14 protein-coding genes and 3 tRNA genes are annotated in these 18,559 nt (G+C 53.4%); 2 read left to right on the forward strand and 15 right to left on the reverse strand.

From position 1 onward, the window contains the following. Positions 1-543: 543 nt before the first annotated feature. The 11 genes from WC317_04510 to WC317_04560 all read right to left on the reverse strand — a co-directional run bounded on the left by WC317_04510 (position 544) and on the right by WC317_04560 (position 8,149). A tRNA-Ser gene (locus tag WC317_04510) sits at positions 544-633 on the reverse strand. A 61-nt stretch (positions 634-694) separates the two neighbouring features. Further along, entirely contained in the window at positions 695-1,129 is a 435-nt protein-coding gene (locus WC317_04515; protein MFA5339399.1) for a YbhB/YbcL family Raf kinase inhibitor-like protein, read from the reverse strand. Positions 1,130-1,250: 121 nt separating this feature from the next. Then, positions 1,251-1,341: transfer RNA gene (locus WC317_04520), tRNA-Ser, on the reverse strand. Positions 1,342-1,450: 109 nt separating this feature from the next. Then, complete coding sequence (locus tag WC317_04525; GenBank protein MFA5339400.1) at positions 1,451-2,122, reverse strand: hypothetical protein; 672 nt, start codon at positions 2,120-2,122, stop codon at positions 1,451-1,453. Then, on the reverse strand, positions 2,122-3,405 hold the full coding sequence (gene serS / locus WC317_04530) for a serine--tRNA ligase (protein MFA5339401.1): 1,284 nt from the start codon (positions 3,403-3,405) through the stop codon (positions 2,122-2,124). The genes WC317_04525 and serS overlap by 1 nt, the downstream gene beginning before the upstream one ends. A gap of 22 nt (positions 3,406-3,427) precedes the next feature. Next, positions 3,428-3,503, reverse strand: a tRNA-Lys gene (locus tag WC317_04535). Positions 3,504-3,508: 5 nt separating this feature from the next. Beyond that, positions 3,509-4,084, reverse strand: coding sequence for a ribosome recycling factor (gene frr, locus WC317_04540; protein MFA5339402.1), 576 nt, complete (start codon positions 4,082-4,084; stop codon positions 3,509-3,511). A gap of 18 nt (positions 4,085-4,102) precedes the next feature. Beyond that, the gene (gene pyrH / locus WC317_04545) at positions 4,103-4,825 is read right to left on the reverse strand and encodes a UMP kinase (protein ID MFA5339403.1); all 723 of its coding nucleotides are present in this window, start codon (positions 4,823-4,825) and stop codon (positions 4,103-4,105) included. Positions 4,826-4,829: 4 nt separating this feature from the next. Further along, positions 4,830-5,348 carry a translation elongation factor Ts gene (gene tsf, locus WC317_04550; GenBank protein ID MFA5339404.1) on the reverse strand — a complete coding sequence of 173 codons (519 nt, stop codon included), beginning with the start codon at positions 5,346-5,348 and terminating at the stop codon, positions 4,830-4,832. 4 nt (positions 5,349-5,352) lie between these two features. Then, the gene (gene rpsB, locus WC317_04555) at positions 5,353-6,213 is read right to left on the reverse strand and encodes a 30S ribosomal protein S2 (protein MFA5339405.1); all 861 of its coding nucleotides are present in this window, start codon (positions 6,211-6,213) and stop codon (positions 5,353-5,355) included. A 112-nt stretch (positions 6,214-6,325) separates the two neighbouring features. Next, positions 6,326-8,149, reverse strand: coding sequence for an ABC transporter ATP-binding protein (locus tag WC317_04560; GenBank protein MFA5339406.1), 1,824 nt, complete (start codon positions 8,147-8,149; stop codon positions 6,326-6,328). A 97-nt stretch (positions 8,150-8,246) separates the two neighbouring features. Here WC317_04560 and WC317_04565 point away from each other — a divergent pair, with 97 nt between their 5' ends. Next, entirely contained in the window at positions 8,247-9,179 is a 933-nt protein-coding gene (locus tag WC317_04565; GenBank protein MFA5339407.1) for a Gfo/Idh/MocA family oxidoreductase, read from the forward strand. Beyond that, the gene (gene lpxB / locus WC317_04570; GenBank protein MFA5339408.1) at positions 9,172-10,308 is read left to right on the forward strand and encodes a lipid-A-disaccharide synthase; all 1,137 of its coding nucleotides are present in this window, start codon (positions 9,172-9,174) and stop codon (positions 10,306-10,308) included. The genes WC317_04565 and lpxB overlap by 8 nt, the downstream gene beginning before the upstream one ends. 8 nt (positions 10,309-10,316) lie before the next feature. Here lpxB and WC317_04575 read toward each other — a convergent pair whose 3' ends face one another. From WC317_04575 to gdhA, 4 genes are all read right to left on the reverse strand, one after another. Beyond that, positions 10,317-13,097, reverse strand: a complete 2,781-nt coding sequence (locus WC317_04575) for an anaerobic glycerol-3-phosphate dehydrogenase subunit C (protein MFA5339409.1) — start codon at positions 13,095-13,097, stop codon at positions 10,317-10,319. Beyond that, a complete protein-coding gene (gene larA / locus WC317_04580) occupies positions 13,094-14,380 on the reverse strand; it encodes a nickel-dependent lactate racemase (protein MFA5339410.1) in 1,287 nt (428 codons plus the stop codon). The genes WC317_04575 and larA overlap by 4 nt, the downstream gene beginning before the upstream one ends. Before the next feature lie 52 nt (positions 14,381-14,432). Next, entirely contained in the window at positions 14,433-17,006 is a 2,574-nt protein-coding gene (locus WC317_04585; protein ID MFA5339411.1) for a PEP/pyruvate-binding domain-containing protein, read from the reverse strand. A 68-nt stretch (positions 17,007-17,074) separates the two neighbouring features. Continuing rightward, a complete protein-coding gene (gene gdhA, locus WC317_04590; GenBank protein MFA5339412.1) occupies positions 17,075-18,415 on the reverse strand; it encodes an NADP-specific glutamate dehydrogenase in 1,341 nt (446 codons plus the stop codon). Positions 18,416-18,559: the final 144 nt, after the last annotated feature.

An 18,559-nucleotide genomic window follows, 5' to 3' on the forward strand; every position in this document is an offset into this window, starting at 1 on the left:
GCCGAGCTAAAAGAGAAGCTGCTGACCGCGGAGAACATCGAATATGTCTATAAAAAGGTGGAGAAGGCGGCCGCAGAAGGCCTTAATACGATACCGGACGAGGTAAAGAAAAAGAAGGCGCAATACGAGAAGGTACAGCAGGAGATAAACAATTACTTGAATTTTATCAGAACAGGTAATCTCTCGAAAGCGGTTTCAGAGGCCCTCTCCTCTGCCGAGAAGAAGAACGAGGAGTTGACCGGAGAAATAGGGTCTCTGGAGTTCCAGGAGAAGAAGAGCTTCAAAACGCCTCCTAAGGAATGGATAGACCATCGGTTGGCGAACCTGCGCGAGACCCTGAGTAAGGACACCATCTCTTCTGCCCTAGCGCTTAAAGAGCTGCTTTCGCCCATAATGCTTGAACCGGTGCTGAGCAAGGACGCGGACTTCTACAGCCTTTTTACAGGGGAAGAAAAGGATTTTAAGCCCTATTACGTCGCTCATACCAAAATCGAAACCCTTGCCCTCCTGGATGAGGAGAACAAGGGTTCGAATTGGTATCACTGGCGGAGAGTGGAGGATTCGAACCTCCGGTCGACTTACGTCGACAACGGTTTTCGAGACCGCCGCATTCGACCGCTCTGCCAACTCTCCGCGAACTCAATCTTGGTGGTAGTGAAGCGGATCCCGCGGGTATATCCCGCGGGATTCATGCTTATCTACCTCGTTTATATAAACTCACCAACTCCGCCTTCCCAAGCACATGCCCCGTCATCATCTTCTCAACGGTCAGACGGCTTGCGTTTTTGGGAAGGTTAAGTTTCAGGTCCAGCGCGTAAACTCTGAATATATACCTGTGCGTCCCGCTAGGCGGCGCAGGACTTACGTATTTATTCTTCCTTAAAGTATTAAGCCCCTCTGTTCCCGGAATACTGTTCTCTTCGATCTTTGAAACAACCGGGATGTCATATACGACCCAGTGGGTGAACGTCCCGGACGGCGCATCAGGATCGTCCATTATAAGCACGAGGCTCTGCGTCCCGGCGGGAATGCCTTCGATATCCAACTCAGGGTTCACGCCCTGCCCGTCAATGGTGAATTTTTTAGGCAGGTTGCCGTTGTTGGAAAATTCAGGAGATGTAAGGTTCATATTAACGCCTCCTTTGGGTTCGGCAGAGCAAATTCCAAAAGAAAATATAAAGAACAAAATTAACGATAAGCTAAAATATTTCCGAAACATGTTAGCCCTCTTATTCCTAAGGGAAATTTTATGGCGGAGAGGCCGAGATTCGAACTCGGGGTGGGCATAACACCCACAACAGTTTTCAAGACTGCCGCTTTCAACCGCTCAGCCACCTCTCCGCTCGCTCTATTTTAGTGGTAGCGAGCAGTATCCCGACGAATATGTCGTCGGGATACTCGCTTTGGCATATCCAAAAGTATCGCGAATTACACAACTATATCATATAGCTTACGCGCGCCTCAAGGAAAACATCTGCCTGAAGAGCCACAGGTACATATCCCTCCCGACCTCGTAAGCGTTTATCGCGTAATTTTTTAACGAGAAATCAAAGAACACGAAATTCAGTATGGCCGCCGCGATGCTTAAATTTATCAGGTATATCAGGACTATCGAAAAGAGGTAGCCGCTCTTGACCAGGTCCGGCTGTTTCGTCTTCAGGAACTCGACAGTCATGACGAAATGAAAAGTCAGCGTCAGTCCGACCGCGAAAAGGAAGACGCCGATAAAATCCCTTATATCCCAGATCTGCCTGGCGATGTACCAGATGAGGATCATCACCAGGGTATACGTCGGGAAGAAATAGGGCGCGAGGCTGATGAACAGGTTTGCCTTAGTCCCCTTCACCTCCCCGCCCTTCTTCGAGACCTTGAAGCTCTTGACCTTCCCGGCCGAGACGAACATCGCCAGCGCGTGAGTCAGCTCGTGCCCAAAGATATATACGACATTCGGTTTGAAGAGCACCGTGTGCATTATCAGGTAGACGACGATGCCGAGAAGGAAAAACCACTGGTTACTGTCGACCGAATAGATCTTTCCTATCTCGTGATACAGAGAATAAGAGGCGGAGATGACAAACGGTATGGCGAGTATCGAGACGATGAATTTTGTAATGCGGCCCATTATTTTTTCGGCGGGACTATTTTGTCTTTTCCGTCCATATAAGGCCGGAGGACCTCCGGGATAGTCACGCTGCCGTCCTTGTTCTGGTAATTCTCGAGTATGGCGATGACCGTGCGCGCCATGGCCACGCCCGAGCCGTTTAACGTATGGACATATTCGGACTTGCCCGTATCTTTGGAGCGGAATTTTATGTTGGCGCGCCTCGCCTGGAAATCCTCGAAATTAGAGCAGCTCGAGACCTCAAGCCAGGCGTTGACGCCGGGGGCGAATGCCTCAAAATCATAGCATTTCGCGGCCGAGAAGCTTAAATCGCCGGTAGATAACGCGACGATCCTGTATTGCAGGTCGAGTTTCTGGAGGACCTTCTCGGCGTTCCCGACGAGTTTCTCGAGCTCGTCATAGGACGTGCCGGGTTTCACGAATTTGACCAACTCGACCTTGTCGAATTGGTGGACGCGCATCAGCCCCTTTGTGTCCTTTCCGTAAGAGCCGGCCTCGCGCCTGAAACACGCCGTATAGGCCGTGTAATAGACCGGAAGGGCTTCCTCGTCGAGTATCTCGTTCATATGGAGGTTCGTAAGCGGCACCTCCGCGGTCGGGACAAGGAACAGGTCCTCGTCTTTCAGCCGGTACATATCTTCCTCAAATTTAGGCAGCTGGCCCGTCCCTGTCATCGCGGCGCGGTTGACCAAGAACGGCGGGAAGATCTCCCTGTACCCGTGCTCCTTCGTGTGAAGGTCCAGCATAAAGTTTATCAAAGAACGCTCAAGTTTCGCCCCGTCGCCCTTAAAGAGCGGGAAATTGCTCCCGGTTATCTTCGCGGCGCGCGGGAAGTCCAATATATCGAGATATTCGCCCAGCTCGATATGCGTGAGCGGCTTGAAATCGAGTTTCCTCTCCTTGCCCCACGTCTTCACTATCTTATTTGCGGAGGCATCTTTGCCGACAGGCACGGACTCGTGCGGGATATTCGGGATATTATACAGCGCGGCCTGGATATCCTTATCTATAGCCCTTATTTCCTCGTCGATAGATTTTTCTTTTTCCGAGATCGCCTTCATCCCGGAGATCTTCGCCTTGGCATCCTGTTTCTCGCGAAGAAGTTTCGCTATCTCGTCCGAGGCGATATTCTTATTGCGCTTTATCTCCTCCGTTTCCTTGAGGAGTTCGCGGCGTTTCCCGTCAAGCGCGAGCAGGCCGTCGATATCCGCGGGCTTGCCGCGTTCTTCGCAGGCCTTCTTCACCTTATCGGGATTATCTCTTATGAATTTTAAGTCTAGCATGTCGGGTTCGCCGTAAAAAAATTGGTGAGCCGCCTGAGACTTGAACTCAGCACCCACGGCTTAAAAGGCCGTTGCTCTACCGGATGAGCTAGCGGCTCACTTGCTAAATCTCTGTTATCTCTTTTTCTTTGGCTGCCAAGAGTTCTTCGACTTTGGCGATATACCTGTCGGTCAGCTTCTGGATAGCGTCCTGGCCGGTGAACTTCTCGTCTTCCGTGATGATCTTCTCTTTTTCGATCTTCTTCAAATGCTCTATCGCCGCGTGGCGGACGTTCCTTACGGATATCCTGCCGTCCTCGGCCATCTTCTTTACCACCTTGGCCAGCTCGATGCGGCGCTCTTTCGAGAGGTCCGGTATCTGCAGACGGATGAGTTTCCCGTCATTCACCGGCGTTATCCCGAGATCGGATTTTAATATGGCCTTCTCTATATCGCCGCAGACCGTCGCGTCCCACGGCTGGATCACTATGAGTTTCGCGTCGGGAGTCGATATCGCCGCGAGCGATTTTAAGGGCGTCGGCGTGCCGAAATAATCTACCCTTATGCCGTCGACAAGCGCCGGCGTCGCGCGGCCTGTGCGAACCGTGGAAAACTCGTGCGAGAGCACTTCCCCGCTCTTCTTCATCCTCGTTTCCGTGTCGATCAGGATCTCTTTTATGGTATGGCCTTCGAAGTCCATCTCGCCCTCTCCTTCTTCTTATGAGACGGTCGTGCCTACTTTTTCACCGAGGCAGGCGCGTTTGATATTGCCTTTGACGTTTAAATTGAATACGACGATCGGCAGGCGGTTATCCATGCAGAGGCTTATCGCGGTCGTGTCCATGACCTTGAGCCCCTTATTTATGACCTCTATATATTTCAGTTTGTCGTATTTCTTGGCGTGTTTGTCGACGACCGGGTCGGCCGAATATATGCCGTCCACCTTCGTCGCCTTAAGTATGACATCCGCGCAGACCTCCACGGCCCTGAGCGCGGCCGCGGTATCAGTGGTAAAATACGGGTTACCGGTGCCGCCGGCGAATATTACCACGCGGCCTTTTTCGAGATGGCGGATCGCCCTGCGCCTGATATACGGCTCGGCGATCTGCTCCATCTGTATGGCAGTCTGGACCCTGGTAAAACAACCTATCTTCTCGAGGGAATCCTGCAGCGCCATGCTGTTTATGACGGTCGCGAGCATGCCCATGTAGTCGGCGGTCGAGCGGTCCATCCCTTTTGCCGCGAATTTCTCGCCGCGGATGATATTTCCGCCGCCGATGACTACGGCTACCTCTATTCCCAGCTCCCTTACTTCCTTTATCCGCTCGGCGATATTGGAACAGGCCTGAGGGTCGATGCCGTAACCACGGTCGCCGCTTAACGCCTCCCCACTTATCTTCAGGAGCACTCTCTTGAACAGCGGCTTGACCGTCTTGACCATCGCCTTATTCTCCTAATTGGTACCTTATGAATCTCCTGACTACTATATTCTCGCCGGTCTTTGCTATGATCTGCGTCACGTAATCCTTGATCGTAAGCGCCGGGTCCTTGATGAACGCCTGCTCGAAAAGACAGGCCTGTTTTATCTCCTCTTCGCTTAAGTCTTTCGGCGCGTCTTCCTTCTTGAGGTATTTCGGGCTTGTCGACGCTACCTGGAGCGAGAGGTCCCGGCACAATTTCTGGAAATCATCGGTCCTCGCCACGAAATCCGTCTCGCAGTTGATCTCGACCAGGACGCCTATCCTCGAGTCGTGATGGACGTAAGAGGATATGAGCCCGGCCTTGGCTGTGCGGGCGGCCTTCTTCTCGGCTATCTTTAATCCCTTCTCCTTCAAGATGGCCATCGCCTTATTGAAATCGCCGCCGGACTTGGCCAGCGCTTCCTTGCAATCCATGACCCCTGCGCCGGTGGTCTCCCTTAATTTCTTTACGTCTTCAGTTTTGATCTTCGCTGTGGCTGTCATCTATTTAGACCTTCGTTGTTTTTTTGGTTTTTTTCGCTACGGGTTCTTCCGGGGCGGCCTTCTTTCCCTTGAGGACCTGCTTGCTCAGGTCTTCGACCGCTTCTTCGTCCACTTCGACCTTCTCTTCTTCGCCGGCTTCGGCCGCGACCCTTGCTTCTTCCGCTGCTTTTCCGTCGAGGTAGGCCTTCCTTCCCTGCATTATCGCGTCAGAGACCATGCCCGAAATAAGTTTTATCGAGCGGATGGCGTCGTCGTTGCCGGGTATCGGGTAATCTATCTTGTCCGGGTCGCAGTTGGTATCGATGAGCCCGACTACCGCCAGGCCCAGTTTATTCGCTTCGGCGACGGCGATCTCCTCTTTCTTCGAGTCGACTATGAAAATGGCGGCAGGGACCTTGCCCATATCAAGCACGCCTTCGAGGACGCGGTTGAGTTTCGCCTGCTCCCTGGTAAGCTTTGCCACTTCTTTCTTGGAAAGCTTCTCCATGGTGCCGTCTTCCTTCATCCGGGTGATATCTTTATGCCTTTTTATCGATTTTTTGAGCGTCGCGAAGTTTGTGAGCATGCCGCCCAGCCAGCGCTCGGTCACGTAGAACATGCCGCTGCGCAGGGCCTCCTCCTTCATGACGTCCTTCGCCTGTTTCTTCGTCCCCACGAAGAGGATTATATCGCCTTTTGAGGCTATCTCCCTCAAATAGCCGAGCGCCCTCTCCAGCGCCTTCTCGGTCTTTTCCAGGTCGATAATGTAGATGCCGTTCTTCTCTCCGAAGATGAACTTCTTCATCTTGGGGTTCCAGCGCTTCTTCTGGTGGCCGAAGTGGACTCCCGCTTCAAGTAACTGTTTTATAGTCTGCGTAGCTGCCAACGAAACCTCCTCCTTATGTTTATTTGCTTTCTGTCCTTGACTGCGGTCAAGGATCTCGCCCCTCTTTATGTTAGGGGCTCGATAATCGGGTGATTTTAGCACAATTAGGGGGTTAATTCAAGCCTTTTTCTTCTAAGAACTGGAGGTCATAGAGACGTTTATAGAGGCCATTCTTGCGGAGTAATTCCTCGTGGGTTCCTGTCTCGACTATCCTGCCCTTGTCCAGGACGATGATCTTGGTGGCAAATTTGACGGTTGAGAGCCTGTGGGCGATCACAAAGACGGTCCTGCCCTTTATGAGCTTCTCCAGGGCGTCCTGCACCAGCTTCTCGGATTCCATGTCTAACTGGGAAGTCGCCTCGTCCAGTATCAAAATAGGTTCGTCCTTGAGCACGGCGCGGGCTATTGCTATCCTCTGGCGCTCGCCGCCGGAAAGACGGTAACCCCTCTCGCCGACTATCGTGTCATATCCCTTGGGCAGTTTTGATATGAAATCATGGGCGTTGGCGACCTTGGCCGCGTTTATTATCTCCTCGCCTGAAGCGGCCTGGTTCCCGTAGGCAATATTCGTCTTTATCGTATCGTGGAAGAGTATCGTCTCCTGCGTGACAATGCCTACCTGGCCGCGCAGCGAGTCAAAGGTCACTTCTTTTATGTCATTGTTATCAATAAGGATGCGTCCGTTATTCGGATCATAAAACCTGGGGATGAGGTTCACCAGGGTGGATTTTCCGCTGCCGCTGGGCCCTACTATGGCGAGGATCTCGCCCCGCTTCACCGTGAGATCTATGCCTTTGAGCACGGCCTCTTTTTCATACGAGAAATCGATCTTGTCGAATACGATACTGCCGCGGAAATCATCCATTTTGGCGGCGCCCGGCTTTTCGCGGACCGTCATCTCCATATCCAGTAGCTCGAATATCCTCTCAGCCGCGCCGAGGGCCTTTTGGTTGATGGAGTTTATCTTGCCGAGGGCGCTAAGAGGCCGGGCAAGCATGAATATGGCGAAAATAAAAGCGATAAAACCCGCCGGGTCCACGCCCCTCGCGATGAACTCCCTTCCTCCCATCCACAATATGACGCAGCCGCAGCCGACGGCCGTGAATTCGGTCAGCCAGTCGAGGGCCTTCTCTCTCTTCGCCGACCTCATGAACATCTTATATAACCCGTTGTTTTGTTCGGCGAACTTATCCCTTTCGTAAGGCTCCATCGAGAAGGCTTTCACGATGCGCATGCCGCCTATGGTCTCGACGAGGGTCGTGGTGACGTTCCCCATCTGCTCCTGCGTCTGCCTGGAGATCTTCCTTAATTTCTTGCCTATCTGCACTATCGGGAACATTATCAGCGGGAATACCACGAAACTCAGGAGAAGGAGCAGCCAGCTGATGTTGAACACCGCCCGCAGGAAGAAGATCATGAATATATAGACGACGACCTGGGAAGACTGGTAGACGAGGTTCGTAAGGCCTTCTGTCACGGAATTCTGTATTATGCTGGTGTCGTAGATGATGCGCGAGACCAGTGCGCCGGTGTGCGATTTGTTATAAAAATCGAGAGAGAACCGGAGGAGTTTATCGTATATCGACCGCCTTAAGTCGGTGAGGACCCTCGTGCTCACATCGGTCATGAGGAATCCCTGGAAGAAAGTGAACATGCCCCTGAAGAAAAAGGCCGCGACTATGCCGATGATGATATACATGAAAAGGTCGAGACGCGGGACCGTATTGGAGTAACTTATGAAATCCTTGAGGAACTGCGGCATCTTATCCGGCACGCTCATCGGGGCGTTGCGCAGGACGTTATTTATGATGGGAAATATGGCCGCGGTTGTCACGAACCCGAAGATGACGCTGTTTATCAGCATGCACAGGTTCGCCAACAGCAATGTCGGGATATGCGGTTTTATGAATTTAAGCAAACGGAGGTAGAGTTTCATTACATTAAATCTTACCATACGGCGACGGGGGCTGTAAAGGCGAAATTGCCCTTGCAAACGCACTTTTTATCCTATAAAATAGCTCGAAAGGCGAAAAATGGACAAGATAAAGGTCGGGGTAATAGGAGTCGGGCACCTGGGACAGCACCATGCGCGCATATACGCGGGCATGGAGGGCGTCGAGCTCGCCGGGATATGCGACACCGATATCAGGCGCGCGAAGAAATTCGCAAGGAAATACAGGACAAACGCCTTCACCGACTACAAACAGATGTTCAGCGTAATAAACTGCGCCTCTGTGGTCGTCCCTACCGAACTCCACTACCACGTAGCCAAAGATTGCCTCTTAAACGGTATATCCGTCCTCATAGAGAAACCGGTGACAAAATTCGTCGGCGAGGCCGATGACCTGTTGAATATCGCAAGGGAGCGCAAGCTCATCATCCAGGTCGGGCACATCGAAAGGTTCAACGCCGCGGTCCGCGCCCTCGACGAGATACCGGGCAACGTCAGGTTCATCGAATGCCACCGGCTCGGCCCTTTCAAGAAACGCGCCCTCGACGTCGGCGTAGTCCTCGACCTGATGATACACGACATAGACATAATACTCGGCCTCGTCAGGTCTGAGGTCGCCTCGATAGACGCGGTCGGCGTCAATATCCTGACCGACCACGAGGACCTCGCGAACGTCAGGATAAGGTTCAAGAACGGCGCTGTCGCGAACCTGACCGCGAGCCGCGTAACGAAATCCGAGATGCGCAAGATACGCCTCTTTAAGGACGACTGCTATGTATCGCTCGATTACATCAAGCAGGAAGCGGTGCTCTATAGGAAGGTTAACAACAGGATCACCGGAAAACTTATAAACATCAAAAAGGAAGAGCCGCTAAAAAAAGAGCTCGAGGCCTTCATAAACTGCGCGAGGACCGGCGAGCGGCCGCTCGTCTCCGGCGAGGAAGGGCGCGACGCGCTTAAATTCGCGCTGCAGATAGAGGACGCGATAAGGGAAAACCTGAAGAACAATGCCTAAAAAGATAATGATAATAGCGGGCGAGGCTTCGGGCGACCTGCACGGCTCAAGCCTCGCTCTCGCGTTGAAAGAGCTCGAGCCGGACATAAAACTCACCGGCATGGGCGGCGGGAAGATGATCAAAGCCGGCCTGCAATCGTTCCAGGACATAAAAGACCTCTCGGTCATCGGCCTCCTCGAGATATTAAGCAGCCTCGGGAAATTCAAGGCCGCGTTTAACCTCCTCGCGGGAAAGCTCGATTCCGAAAAACCTGACGCGGTCATCCTTATCGATTATCCGGAATTCAACCTGCGGTTCGCGAAAGAGGCAAAGAAGCGCGGCATCCCTGTCATGTATTACATAAGCCCTCAGATATGGGCATGGCGCAAGGGACGCGTGAATATCGTAAAGAAATACGTCGACAAGATGCTAGTCATCCTGGGATTCGAGAAGGATTTTTACGCGAAGGAAGGCGTAGACGTGGAATTCGTGGGGCATCCCCTGCTCGACGTGGTTAAACCCTCCTTCGGCAGGGAAGAGTTCCTGAAGAAATACAACTTTGAACCGGCCTTCAAAACGATAGCCCTCTTGCCCGGATCGCGCCTCACCGAGATCGAAAGAAATCTCCCTATAATGCTCAAAGCCGCCAAACGGATAAAGGACAGGTTCGGGGATACGCAGTTCATACTTGCCAAGCCGCCGGAGATAAGTGCCTCCGCATACGAAAAAATACTAAAGAAGGCGCCGCTTAAGCCCGCGGTCGCGGAAGGTCAACCGTATGACTGCATAAACGCCGCGGAACTGGTCCTGGTCGCTTCCGGGACCGCGACGGTCGAGACGATGATACTAGAGAAGCCGATGCTGATAATATATAAGGTCTCTCTTCTTACGTGGCTCGTCGGGAAACTGCTGGTCAAGGTCCCGAATATAGGCCTCGTGAATATTATCGCCGGCGAAAAGATAGTGCCGGAATTGGTACAATTCGACGCGACGCCATCTAAGATATCCTCAGAGGTCTCCTCTCTCTTCTCCTCCCCGGAAAAGACGGAAGCGATGAAGGCGCGGCTTGCCGCGGCAAAAGCGGAATTGGGCGGGCCCGGTGCAAGCAGGCGCGCCGCGGAGATAATTCTCAAACAGTTAAGAAAGTGAAGTGTCTCCTAGTAGTGGTCGGCGAGGAATTCGATAGGATGAATGACCTTCATTGAGGTGGCCTGCGATATCTGGGACTTGCACGCTCCGCAGCCTGTCAGGATATAGTCGGCTTTCGCTTCCTTTAGCTCCCTGAACAACCTTTCCCCGATGGCAAGCGAGAGATCATAATTCTCCTTTTTGAGCCCGAACGTCCCGCCCATGCCGCAGCATGAATCCGCGATCTTCTTTATCGACACTCCCGGGACCAGTTCGACCAGGCATTGCTGCAGATCGCCGATCTCCTGGGCTTTGAGGTGGCAGGGGGCATGGAATACGACGCTCTTGCCCGATGGCTTAAAATCAGTATTCATCTCGCCCTCGTTGAACAGGATCCAGAGATATTCGTGGATATCGAATGTCTTCTGCGAGACGAGCAGAGCCGTGGGCGTAGAGAGTATCCTCGGATAATCCTCTTTAAGGGCGAGCCCGCAGCTCGGGCATCCTGTCACGATATCGCAGCCCGACTTCACCGCCTCGTTAAGGTATTTTAGGTTATAGGCGATGTCTTTCCTGACGGCGTCGGTGTTGCCGGATGATATGCTCGGGATGCCGCAGCATCTCTGGCGAGGGATGACGACCTCTATATTATTCTTCTCGAATACCTTAAGCGTGGTTGCTCCTTCTGCATCTGCATTGAAAAAATTCACAAAGCAACCATAAAAATACGCGACCCTCCTCCTGCCGCTCTTCCCGCTCAATTTCCTCTTTTCGAACGTCGGTACGCTCGGCTTGGGCAGGACGCGCCTCTTGTCCAGGCCGAGGGAGGACTGCATGAGGCGCCTGCCGAACGTTGAACACATGAAAATATCGGCGAGGACCGTTAATTCGGCCGAGGCCGAACCGAGGAACCTCATATTTTCCAGGACAGACTGGGAGAACGGCACGCCCCATTCCCTTACGTATATCTCTTTAGCCAGGGCGCAAAGTTCGGAGACGTCCGCGCCGGTCGGGCATTCTACGCGGCAGGACTTGCAATTGATGCACAGGTCAAGGACGCCTTTAATGGCCTTGTCCCTTAACATCCTCTTATCCAGCTCTCCGGTAATGACGGCCTTAAGTATCGCGGCCTTGGCGCGCGGCGAAGCGAGTTCCTGCGGCAGGCTGATATTTACCGGGCATACGTTCCTGCAAAGGCCGCAGGCATGGCACTTCCCGATCTCCTCCCTTATCTTCTCCGAATCGAACACGGTCTTCGTATCGACATATTTTATGCCGGCGTCGTAGATCAGGTCGTGCGTGATAGTCGCGTCCTTGCCTATCTTCTTTCCTGGATTTAAAATGCCCTTGGGGTCGAAGATATCCTTTATCCGGACGAAGATATCGTAAAGCGGGCCGAACTGCTTCTTGAGATACGGGACCCTCAATATGCCGTCGCCGTGTTCGGCTGTCGTCGAGCCGCCGAGCGAGATGACCATCCTGTAAAAATCGTCGGCGATCCCGTCGATCTTGGCGAGGTCCGCCTTATCCCTCATATCGAGGAGCGGGCGTATGTGCATATTGCCGTCCCCGGCATGCCCGTAGACGCATGCCTCGACGCCGTATTTTTCAAATATCGCGTAAGCGCCCATTATAAAATCGCCCAGGTTCTCCGGCGGGACTATCGCGTCCTCGATGAACGGGACCGGGCGCTTCTTCCCTTTTATCCTGTTGGTGATCGGGACTGCCGCGCGCCGGACCCCCCAAAGGCGGTCTTGCTCGTCCGCGTCCCTGGCGACATTCATCCCCGATATGAGCTTCCTCGCTTCAAGGAGCCGGTCTTTTACGGCATCTATCTTCCCGTCGAGGGACGGCGTGCTGTTCTCTTCCATCTCGACGAGCAATACCCCCTTCGCCCCCTTCCGGAGAAGGTCCCTGAGTTTCGGTTCCGCTTCGACGGCGAGTCCGATAAAAGTCTCGTCCATGAACTCTATGGCGGATGGCGATAGGCTACGCAGTTCCGCCACTATGTCCGCTATCGACTGCAGGTCTTTCAGGAATAACAGGAGCGATGCGCGCACCCCGGCCAGGGGCGCCAATCTCAGTTTCGCCTCGGTTATGATCGCGAGAGTGCCCTCGGAACCGGCCATCAATTTCACCAGGTCTACCCAATCGCCTTTAAGGATATCGTAGACATTGTATCCGCTCGAGCTCCTCATGACCCTGGGAACGGATCTCTTTATGGCTTCTTCGCTATTTTTAAGTAATTCCGCGAGCGGTACCGAGATATCTCTTATCTTCACGCGCGGCACAAGGCTTACCCGGTCGCCATTCGCGAGGACGGCCTCGAGTTCAAGGACCCAATCCGCGGTAGTGCCGTATTTCACCGAATGCGGCCCGCCCGAATTATCGGCGATCATCCCGCCTATCGTGCAGTAATCCCCGCTTGAAGGGTCGGGCGGGAAGAATTTCCCGTACCTGGCCAACAACTTGTTCAACTCGCCGTAGACGATTCCGGGCTGGACAGTGGCCGTGTCGCCGCCTTTATAGTCGATGGCCTTGTTCATGTATTTGGTGAAATCGATTATTATGCCGTTGCCCACCGCCTGGCCGGCGAGGCTTGTGCACGCGCCGCGGGCAGTAAGGGGAATATTGTTCCGGAAGGCATATTTGACCAGCGCGGCGACATCGTCCTTGTCCTTAGGGATGACGACGCCTTTCGGTCTGATCTTATAGATCGAGGCGCCGAAGGAATAGATATGGCGGGTCACATCATCAAAAAGGACATCCCCTTTGATGATCTTTTTAAGCTCTTTTTCCAATAAGGTCATCGCGATACTGGCAGGGTTACGAGCGCGTGCGGGACGACATAGACCTTCGCGTCCTTTCCGCGGGTGGCAAAAGCGTATTCCAGCGCCTCATCCATATCTTTAAAAGACAACATCTTCATCTTCTTTGCCATATCGGGGAATTTTGTCCCGACGAACGCGCAATCGGCAAAAAGAAGGGACTTTGCCACGGCATACGCCCTCTGTTCTCCGGCAAGACAAGTCTTGTTCTTCATCTTCTTTACGATCTCGGCGGGGCTCTTCGCCTTTATCATAGCGTCATAGAACCTGCGTTCGCCCAGCCCTTTACCTATGCCGTCTTCGCATCGCGCGGAGATGAGTATAAGCCCGCCCTTTTTGACGATGGGTTTCTGCGTGTTGGTCAGGTAGGTCAGGGCGCGTGACGCCTGGTAGAGGTTGACGTCTTTGGGCCAGCCCACTCCGCAGATGATTATGTCGGCCGGTTCATCCACCTTCACCCTGTAATGGAGCATCGCGTGTTCTATTCCCCTGTAAAAAGCCAGTTGCGGTTCGCCCGCGGTCGCGAATATCGTGCGCCCCAGGTCGTCATTCACGACGTTTATTATGAATTTCAGTTTAGCTATGCAGGCGAATTCCATGATCCAGCGGTGGAAGGGGTTATCCTTGATGACTCCGGGTTTCGCGCCCGGTTTATCGATGAATTTCGGAGAATGGGTGAACCTTATCGTCTCTTCGCCGGCCATGCCTATGCTCAGCGTCTCCGGCCCGCCCGAGAAACCTGCGTGCAGGTGCGGCTCGATGACGCCGATAGAGATGACATGGTCGTTATATAGCATATGTTTATTGACTATTACCGGGACGCCGTTGGCGACATATCCGAGATTGGTCAGGTTTGAGCTGTCCGAGGGGTCGTGGATCTTTATTTTTATCCGCTTGACGATCTTTTTCCCGAAAGCTTCTTCGATCTCCGGCCTTGTCGGGGGTGTGAGCATCCCGACCGCCATGAAGATCGTCACATCCTTATCCCTTATCCCGCCCTTTTTTAACTCATCCAGCAATATGGGGATTATAAGCTTACGGGGACATACCCTTGCGAGGTCCGGCACGACTATGGCGATCGTCTCTTTGGGCGAGACCAGGTCCCTGAGCCGGCAGCAACCCATGGGGTGGAGTATCGCTTCTTTTATTATGCGGGATTCGGGTTTCCTGCTGTGCGACCTATTGGGATGGAGGATACCCAGAAGGTTCTTCTCGTGGATGGAAACACCGACCTGCTTTTTTCCGTAAGGTATATTTATCTTCATCGGAGACCGTCTTAACGGCTATTTTACTACTAAAAAACGGGTTTGTCGACCCTTATCGGGAGAACATAAGGATATCCTGGGAAACGATGTCGGCGACAAGGCGCGTCTGTCTGTTGGCAGGCTCGCAGACCTTTATGACGTCCTCATACTTGCCGTATGACGGCGCCAGTTTCCTGAGCAGGTTCCGGCAGGAATCGATCATCTCGCGGTTGAAGAGGGTCTGCCCGCTCTCGGGGAAGAGCGCGACATAGAATATGCTCGTCTCCACCAGGTCCTGGAAGAAGTGCGTGCCGAATGAGAGCTCGGGGGCGCAATTGGCCCCGGCAAACGCAAGTTCGCCCAGGACGGCCATATTATTTATCTCGGAAAAAGAGACCGGGACGCCGAGCGAGGGCGTAGTCGTGCCCCATCTGCCCGGCCCCATGAGGAAACACGGCAACGCTTCCCTGTCAGTGATGAGTTTATTGAGCTCCCCTACCGCACGGGCGATATCGTACTTTGAAGAGAGCGGCAGCGCGCTGTACTTTTGGGGATCGATAAATATCAGCCTCTTTATGGGCTGGGATATATTCCCTCCCAGGAAAGAACCTTTTGAGCGGAAGACGATGTCTTCCTTCTTGATATTCTCCGGGAACTCCACTTTTTTACCGAGGCCCTTCGTCTGCAGGGGACGGCATTGCAGGAGGTTTATCTGGAATGTCCCGTCTTTCTTGAAATTCACGGTGAACTCGATATCGAGCGGGTATCCGTAACGTTTTTCGAGGAGCTTAAGCATCTTTTGCATCGTCTCGCCGAATGACGTCCCGGAGAAAAGTTTGTCGAAAGTCAGTATCCAGCGCTCTTCGGCGGCTTTTCCCGCCTCTTCCGCGAGGCGGTCCGCCTCGTAATCTCTGGCACCGGTATATTCAAGGTTGATCTCTACCTTATCGGCCAATAGCTTCCTAAGCGGCACGGCCTCGAGCCTGTTCTCTTTGATGTTCAGCACATCGAGGTCGTGCTGGGAGAACCTCTGCATATCTTTTGCGCCGGCCAACGGTTTGACCAGGGGCATATCGAGCGCCACTATCCTGGGATAATCCCCTTCCACGCGGTTGACGGCTCGCGTCCCCAGGCCCGCCACTATCCTTAGCATCCCTGCCTTTGGGTCCATGTCCTTGTTCCAGACGAACGTATTATACGATATCCCCACGCCCGCGATATCCGGGAAGAAATAATCCGAATGATAAGCGCCGGACACCCTCTGGACCAGCAGGGCCATCTGTTCATCGGCCTGGTCGAGGCCGCGCTGCAGGCGGTATGCCAGCGCGTCTTTGTTCATGGCGCTCGCGTATATGCGCCTCACCGCCTCCGTGAACTTATTGTACCTCTCCTCCGGCGAACCCTGGTTCACGAGGAATATGCTCTCGTATTTTCCTGCGAAGGCGTTGCCGAAACTGTCTTCCAGCAAACTGCTGGAACGCACGATTATGGGCGACTGCCCGAAATATTCTACCATCTGCCGGAACTGCTCTTTTATCTCTTCCGGAAAGACCCCTCCCAGCATCTTTTCGCGGAGCGCCTCGGCTACGGAAAAATATCCCTCCTTCGTCTTCTGCTCCATCCTGAGCTTCCACCATCCGTTCTCGACTATATAAGTGTAGAAGACGTCCGAACCAACATAGAAAGAATCATGCGGCTCGAAATATTTCTCCATGCCCAGGGAACGCTCCTTGAGGAGCATATTCCTCGCGAGAAGCATGCCGACGGCCTTGCCGCCGATGAAACCCGTGCCTATCATCTTTGATTTGATGCCGAGCAGGTCCTCGAGGGAATAATACTCCTCGACCAGCGAAAGGAGTTTCTCCTCGCGCGCTATCATTATCCTGCAGAGCTGCTTTATCATCTCATTCTTCTCGTCCTGCGAGCCCGCCTTTGAGGCGAGGTCCTCCACCTTCATGAAGAGGCGGTCCCAGTAATCGAGTATCCTGCGGGTGTTCTTTGCGCCTTTCTTGAGGATATTCGAGAAGAGGCGCGCGGTATCGACGCTGTTCGCTATCGGCACGAAACGGTCCTTGCTCATGAGGTGCGGCAGGAACATCGTCGGCGAATACCTGTTCCAGACCTTGAGCGGATGGACATAATACCTGCCCTCGTATTCGTAGACGTCTATGAGGAGCTGCGTTATCTCGCGGATGCGGGCGACGGTCTTGAAGGAATGCCTGTTGCGCAGTATCGAAAAGTAGGCTATGGTATTGAGCTCGTAGAGATACGGGCACGTTATCTTGAAAAAATTCCCTATCATGAGGTCGTTCGCCCACGCCGAGAGCAGGTCGGAGAGGCAATCGAATACGTAATAGACGCCTTCGCCGCGCTCCTTTATGATGCTGTTAAGTTGGGTGGAGAACGACTCGAATCCTTCGTGGGCGTTAAGCTTGTATATTTTTACGCCCTTGGCCGCCTCGAGCAGGGGCTTATGGTCCGCGAACCTTATATAGACGACTTCCTTCTTCTCTTCGAGGGCCTTCTTGACGAACGGGCCGAGGAAATCCTGGTAATTCCTGATATCGTCGATCTGCCAGACTACGTTATCGCCGATCCTTAATCCGGTTATTACCTTATCGAGGCCTTTAAAGCCGGTGCTGACCATGTACTCTCCTAAAAAAACAAGGGCGCCCTTTAGGGACGCCCTTGTCCGGCCTATCTACTCTACAGCGGTTAAACCAAGCCCTGGTCTATCATAGCGTCGGCTACTTTCACGAAACCGGCTATGTTAGCGCCCTTGACATAGTTTATGTAACTGCCTTCCTTGCCGTACCTGACGCACTGTTCATGTATGGCGATCATTATATCGTGCAGTTTGTTGTCGACCTCTTCGCGCGACCATGACAGCCTCATGCTGTTCTGGGACATCTCGAGTCCGGATGTGGCGACGCCGCCGGCGTTCGAGGCCTTTCCGGGCGCGTAGAGGATCTTCGCCTTCTGGAATACCTTGATGCCCTCAGGCGTAGTCGGCATATTGGCGCCTTCGCCTATGGCGATGCACCCGTTCTTGACCAGCATCTTCGCGTCTTCGCCGGATATCTCGTTCTGTGTGGCGCTCGGGAAAGCGACATCGCACTTGATGCCCCACGGGCGCTGGTTATCGAAATATTTGCACTTGAACTCTTTCGCGCATTCCTTGATCCTGCCGCGGCGTACGTTCTTAAGGTCGAGGACGCAGCTCAATTCCTTCTTGTCGATGCCGCCTTCGTCGTATATGAAGCCGTTCGAGTCCGAAAGCGTGACCACTTTCGCCCCGAGATCGATGAGCTTCTCGACGGTATACTGGGCGACATTACCGGCGCCGGATACCGCGCAGGTCTTGCCCTTGAGGCTCTGGCCCTTCGTCTTCATCATCTCTTCGACAAAATATACGCAGCCGTAACCGGTCGCTTCCGGCCTTACGAGGCTTCCGCCCCATCTCAGGCCCTTGCCTGTCAATACGCCGGTGAACTCGTTGCGCAATCTCTTGTACTGGCCGAACAAGAACCCTATCTCGCGGCCGCCTACCCCTATGTCGCCGGCCGGCACGTCCGTGTCCGGGCCGATATGCATCTGGAGTTCTGTCATGAAACTCTGGCAGAACCTCATCACCTCGGCGTCAGACTTTCCCTTAGGGTCGAAATCCGAGCCGCCTTTTCCGCCGCCCATGGGAAGCGTCGTAAGCGCGTTCTTGAATACCTGTTCGAAAGCGAGGAATTTCAGTATGCTCAGGTTTACGCTGGGATGGAAACGAAGGCCGCCTTTATACGGGCCTATCGCGCTGTTCATCTGTATACGGAAACCGCGGTTTATCTGGATGTTGCCCTTGTCGTCTGTCCAGGGGACCCTGAACATAAAGACCCGCTCCGGCTCGACCATCCTCTCAAGTATCTTCTCTTCCTGGTACCTGGGATTGTCGCCGATATAATCCCACACAGATTCCGCGACTTCCTGCACCGCCTGGTAGAATTCGGGCTGCGCAGGATCCCTCTCCATGACTTTCGACATGAAATCTTCGATCTTCTTTGCTGCCATTTGGCTGGCTCCTTTTTTTAGAAAATAAATGCGCCCCAACGCATAAAAGAATGTGGCTGAAGACGTCTTTGTCTCTAGGTTTGCTTCGCTGCTCTGTTGCAGAAAACTTCCGATACGGCTTTGTATCGCAGGTGCAATCAGGAT

It is taken from the genome of Candidatus Omnitrophota bacterium (assembly GCA_041653595.1).
Classification (GTDB): domain Bacteria; phylum Omnitrophota; class Gorgyraeia; order Pluralincolimonadales; family Pluralincolimonadaceae; genus Pluralincolimonas.

Bases quoted from the DNA above. Each gene is read 5' to 3' on its own strand.
- WC317_04515 (MFA5339399.1), bottom strand. From the start codon at position 1,129: ATGAACCTTACATCTCCTGAATTTTCCAACAACGGCAACCTGCCTAAA.
- WC317_04525 (MFA5339400.1), bottom strand. From the start codon at position 2,122: ATGGGCCGCATTACAAAATTCATCGTCTCGATACTCGCCATACCGTTT.
- serS (MFA5339401.1), bottom strand. From the start codon at position 3,405: ATGCTAGACTTAAAATTCATAAGAGATAATCCCGATAAGGTGAAGAAG.
- frr (MFA5339402.1), bottom strand. From the start codon at position 4,084: ATGGACTTCGAAGGCCATACCATAAAAGAGATCCTGATCGACACGGAA.
- pyrH (MFA5339403.1), bottom strand. From the start codon at position 4,825: ATGGTCAAGACGGTCAAGCCGCTGTTCAAGAGAGTGCTCCTGAAGATA.
- tsf (MFA5339404.1), bottom strand. From the start codon at position 5,348: ATGACAGCCACAGCGAAGATCAAAACTGAAGACGTAAAGAAATTAAGG.
- WC317_04560 (MFA5339406.1), bottom strand. From the start codon at position 8,149: ATGAAACTCTACCTCCGTTTGCTTAAATTCATAAAACCGCATATCCCG.
- WC317_04565 (MFA5339407.1), top strand. From the start codon at position 8,247: ATGGACAAGATAAAGGTCGGGGTAATAGGAGTCGGGCACCTGGGACAG.
- lpxB (MFA5339408.1), top strand. From the start codon at position 9,172: ATGCCTAAAAAGATAATGATAATAGCGGGCGAGGCTTCGGGCGACCTG.
- WC317_04575 (MFA5339409.1), bottom strand. From the start codon at position 13,097: ATGACCTTATTGGAAAAAGAGCTTAAAAAGATCATCAAAGGGGATGTC.
- larA (MFA5339410.1), bottom strand. From the start codon at position 14,380: ATGAAGATAAATATACCTTACGGAAAAAAGCAGGTCGGTGTTTCCATC.
- WC317_04585 (MFA5339411.1), bottom strand. From the start codon at position 17,006: ATGGTCAGCACCGGCTTTAAAGGCCTCGATAAGGTAATAACCGGATTA.
- gdhA (MFA5339412.1), bottom strand. From the start codon at position 18,415: ATGGCAGCAAAGAAGATCGAAGATTTCATGTCGAAAGTCATGGAGAGG.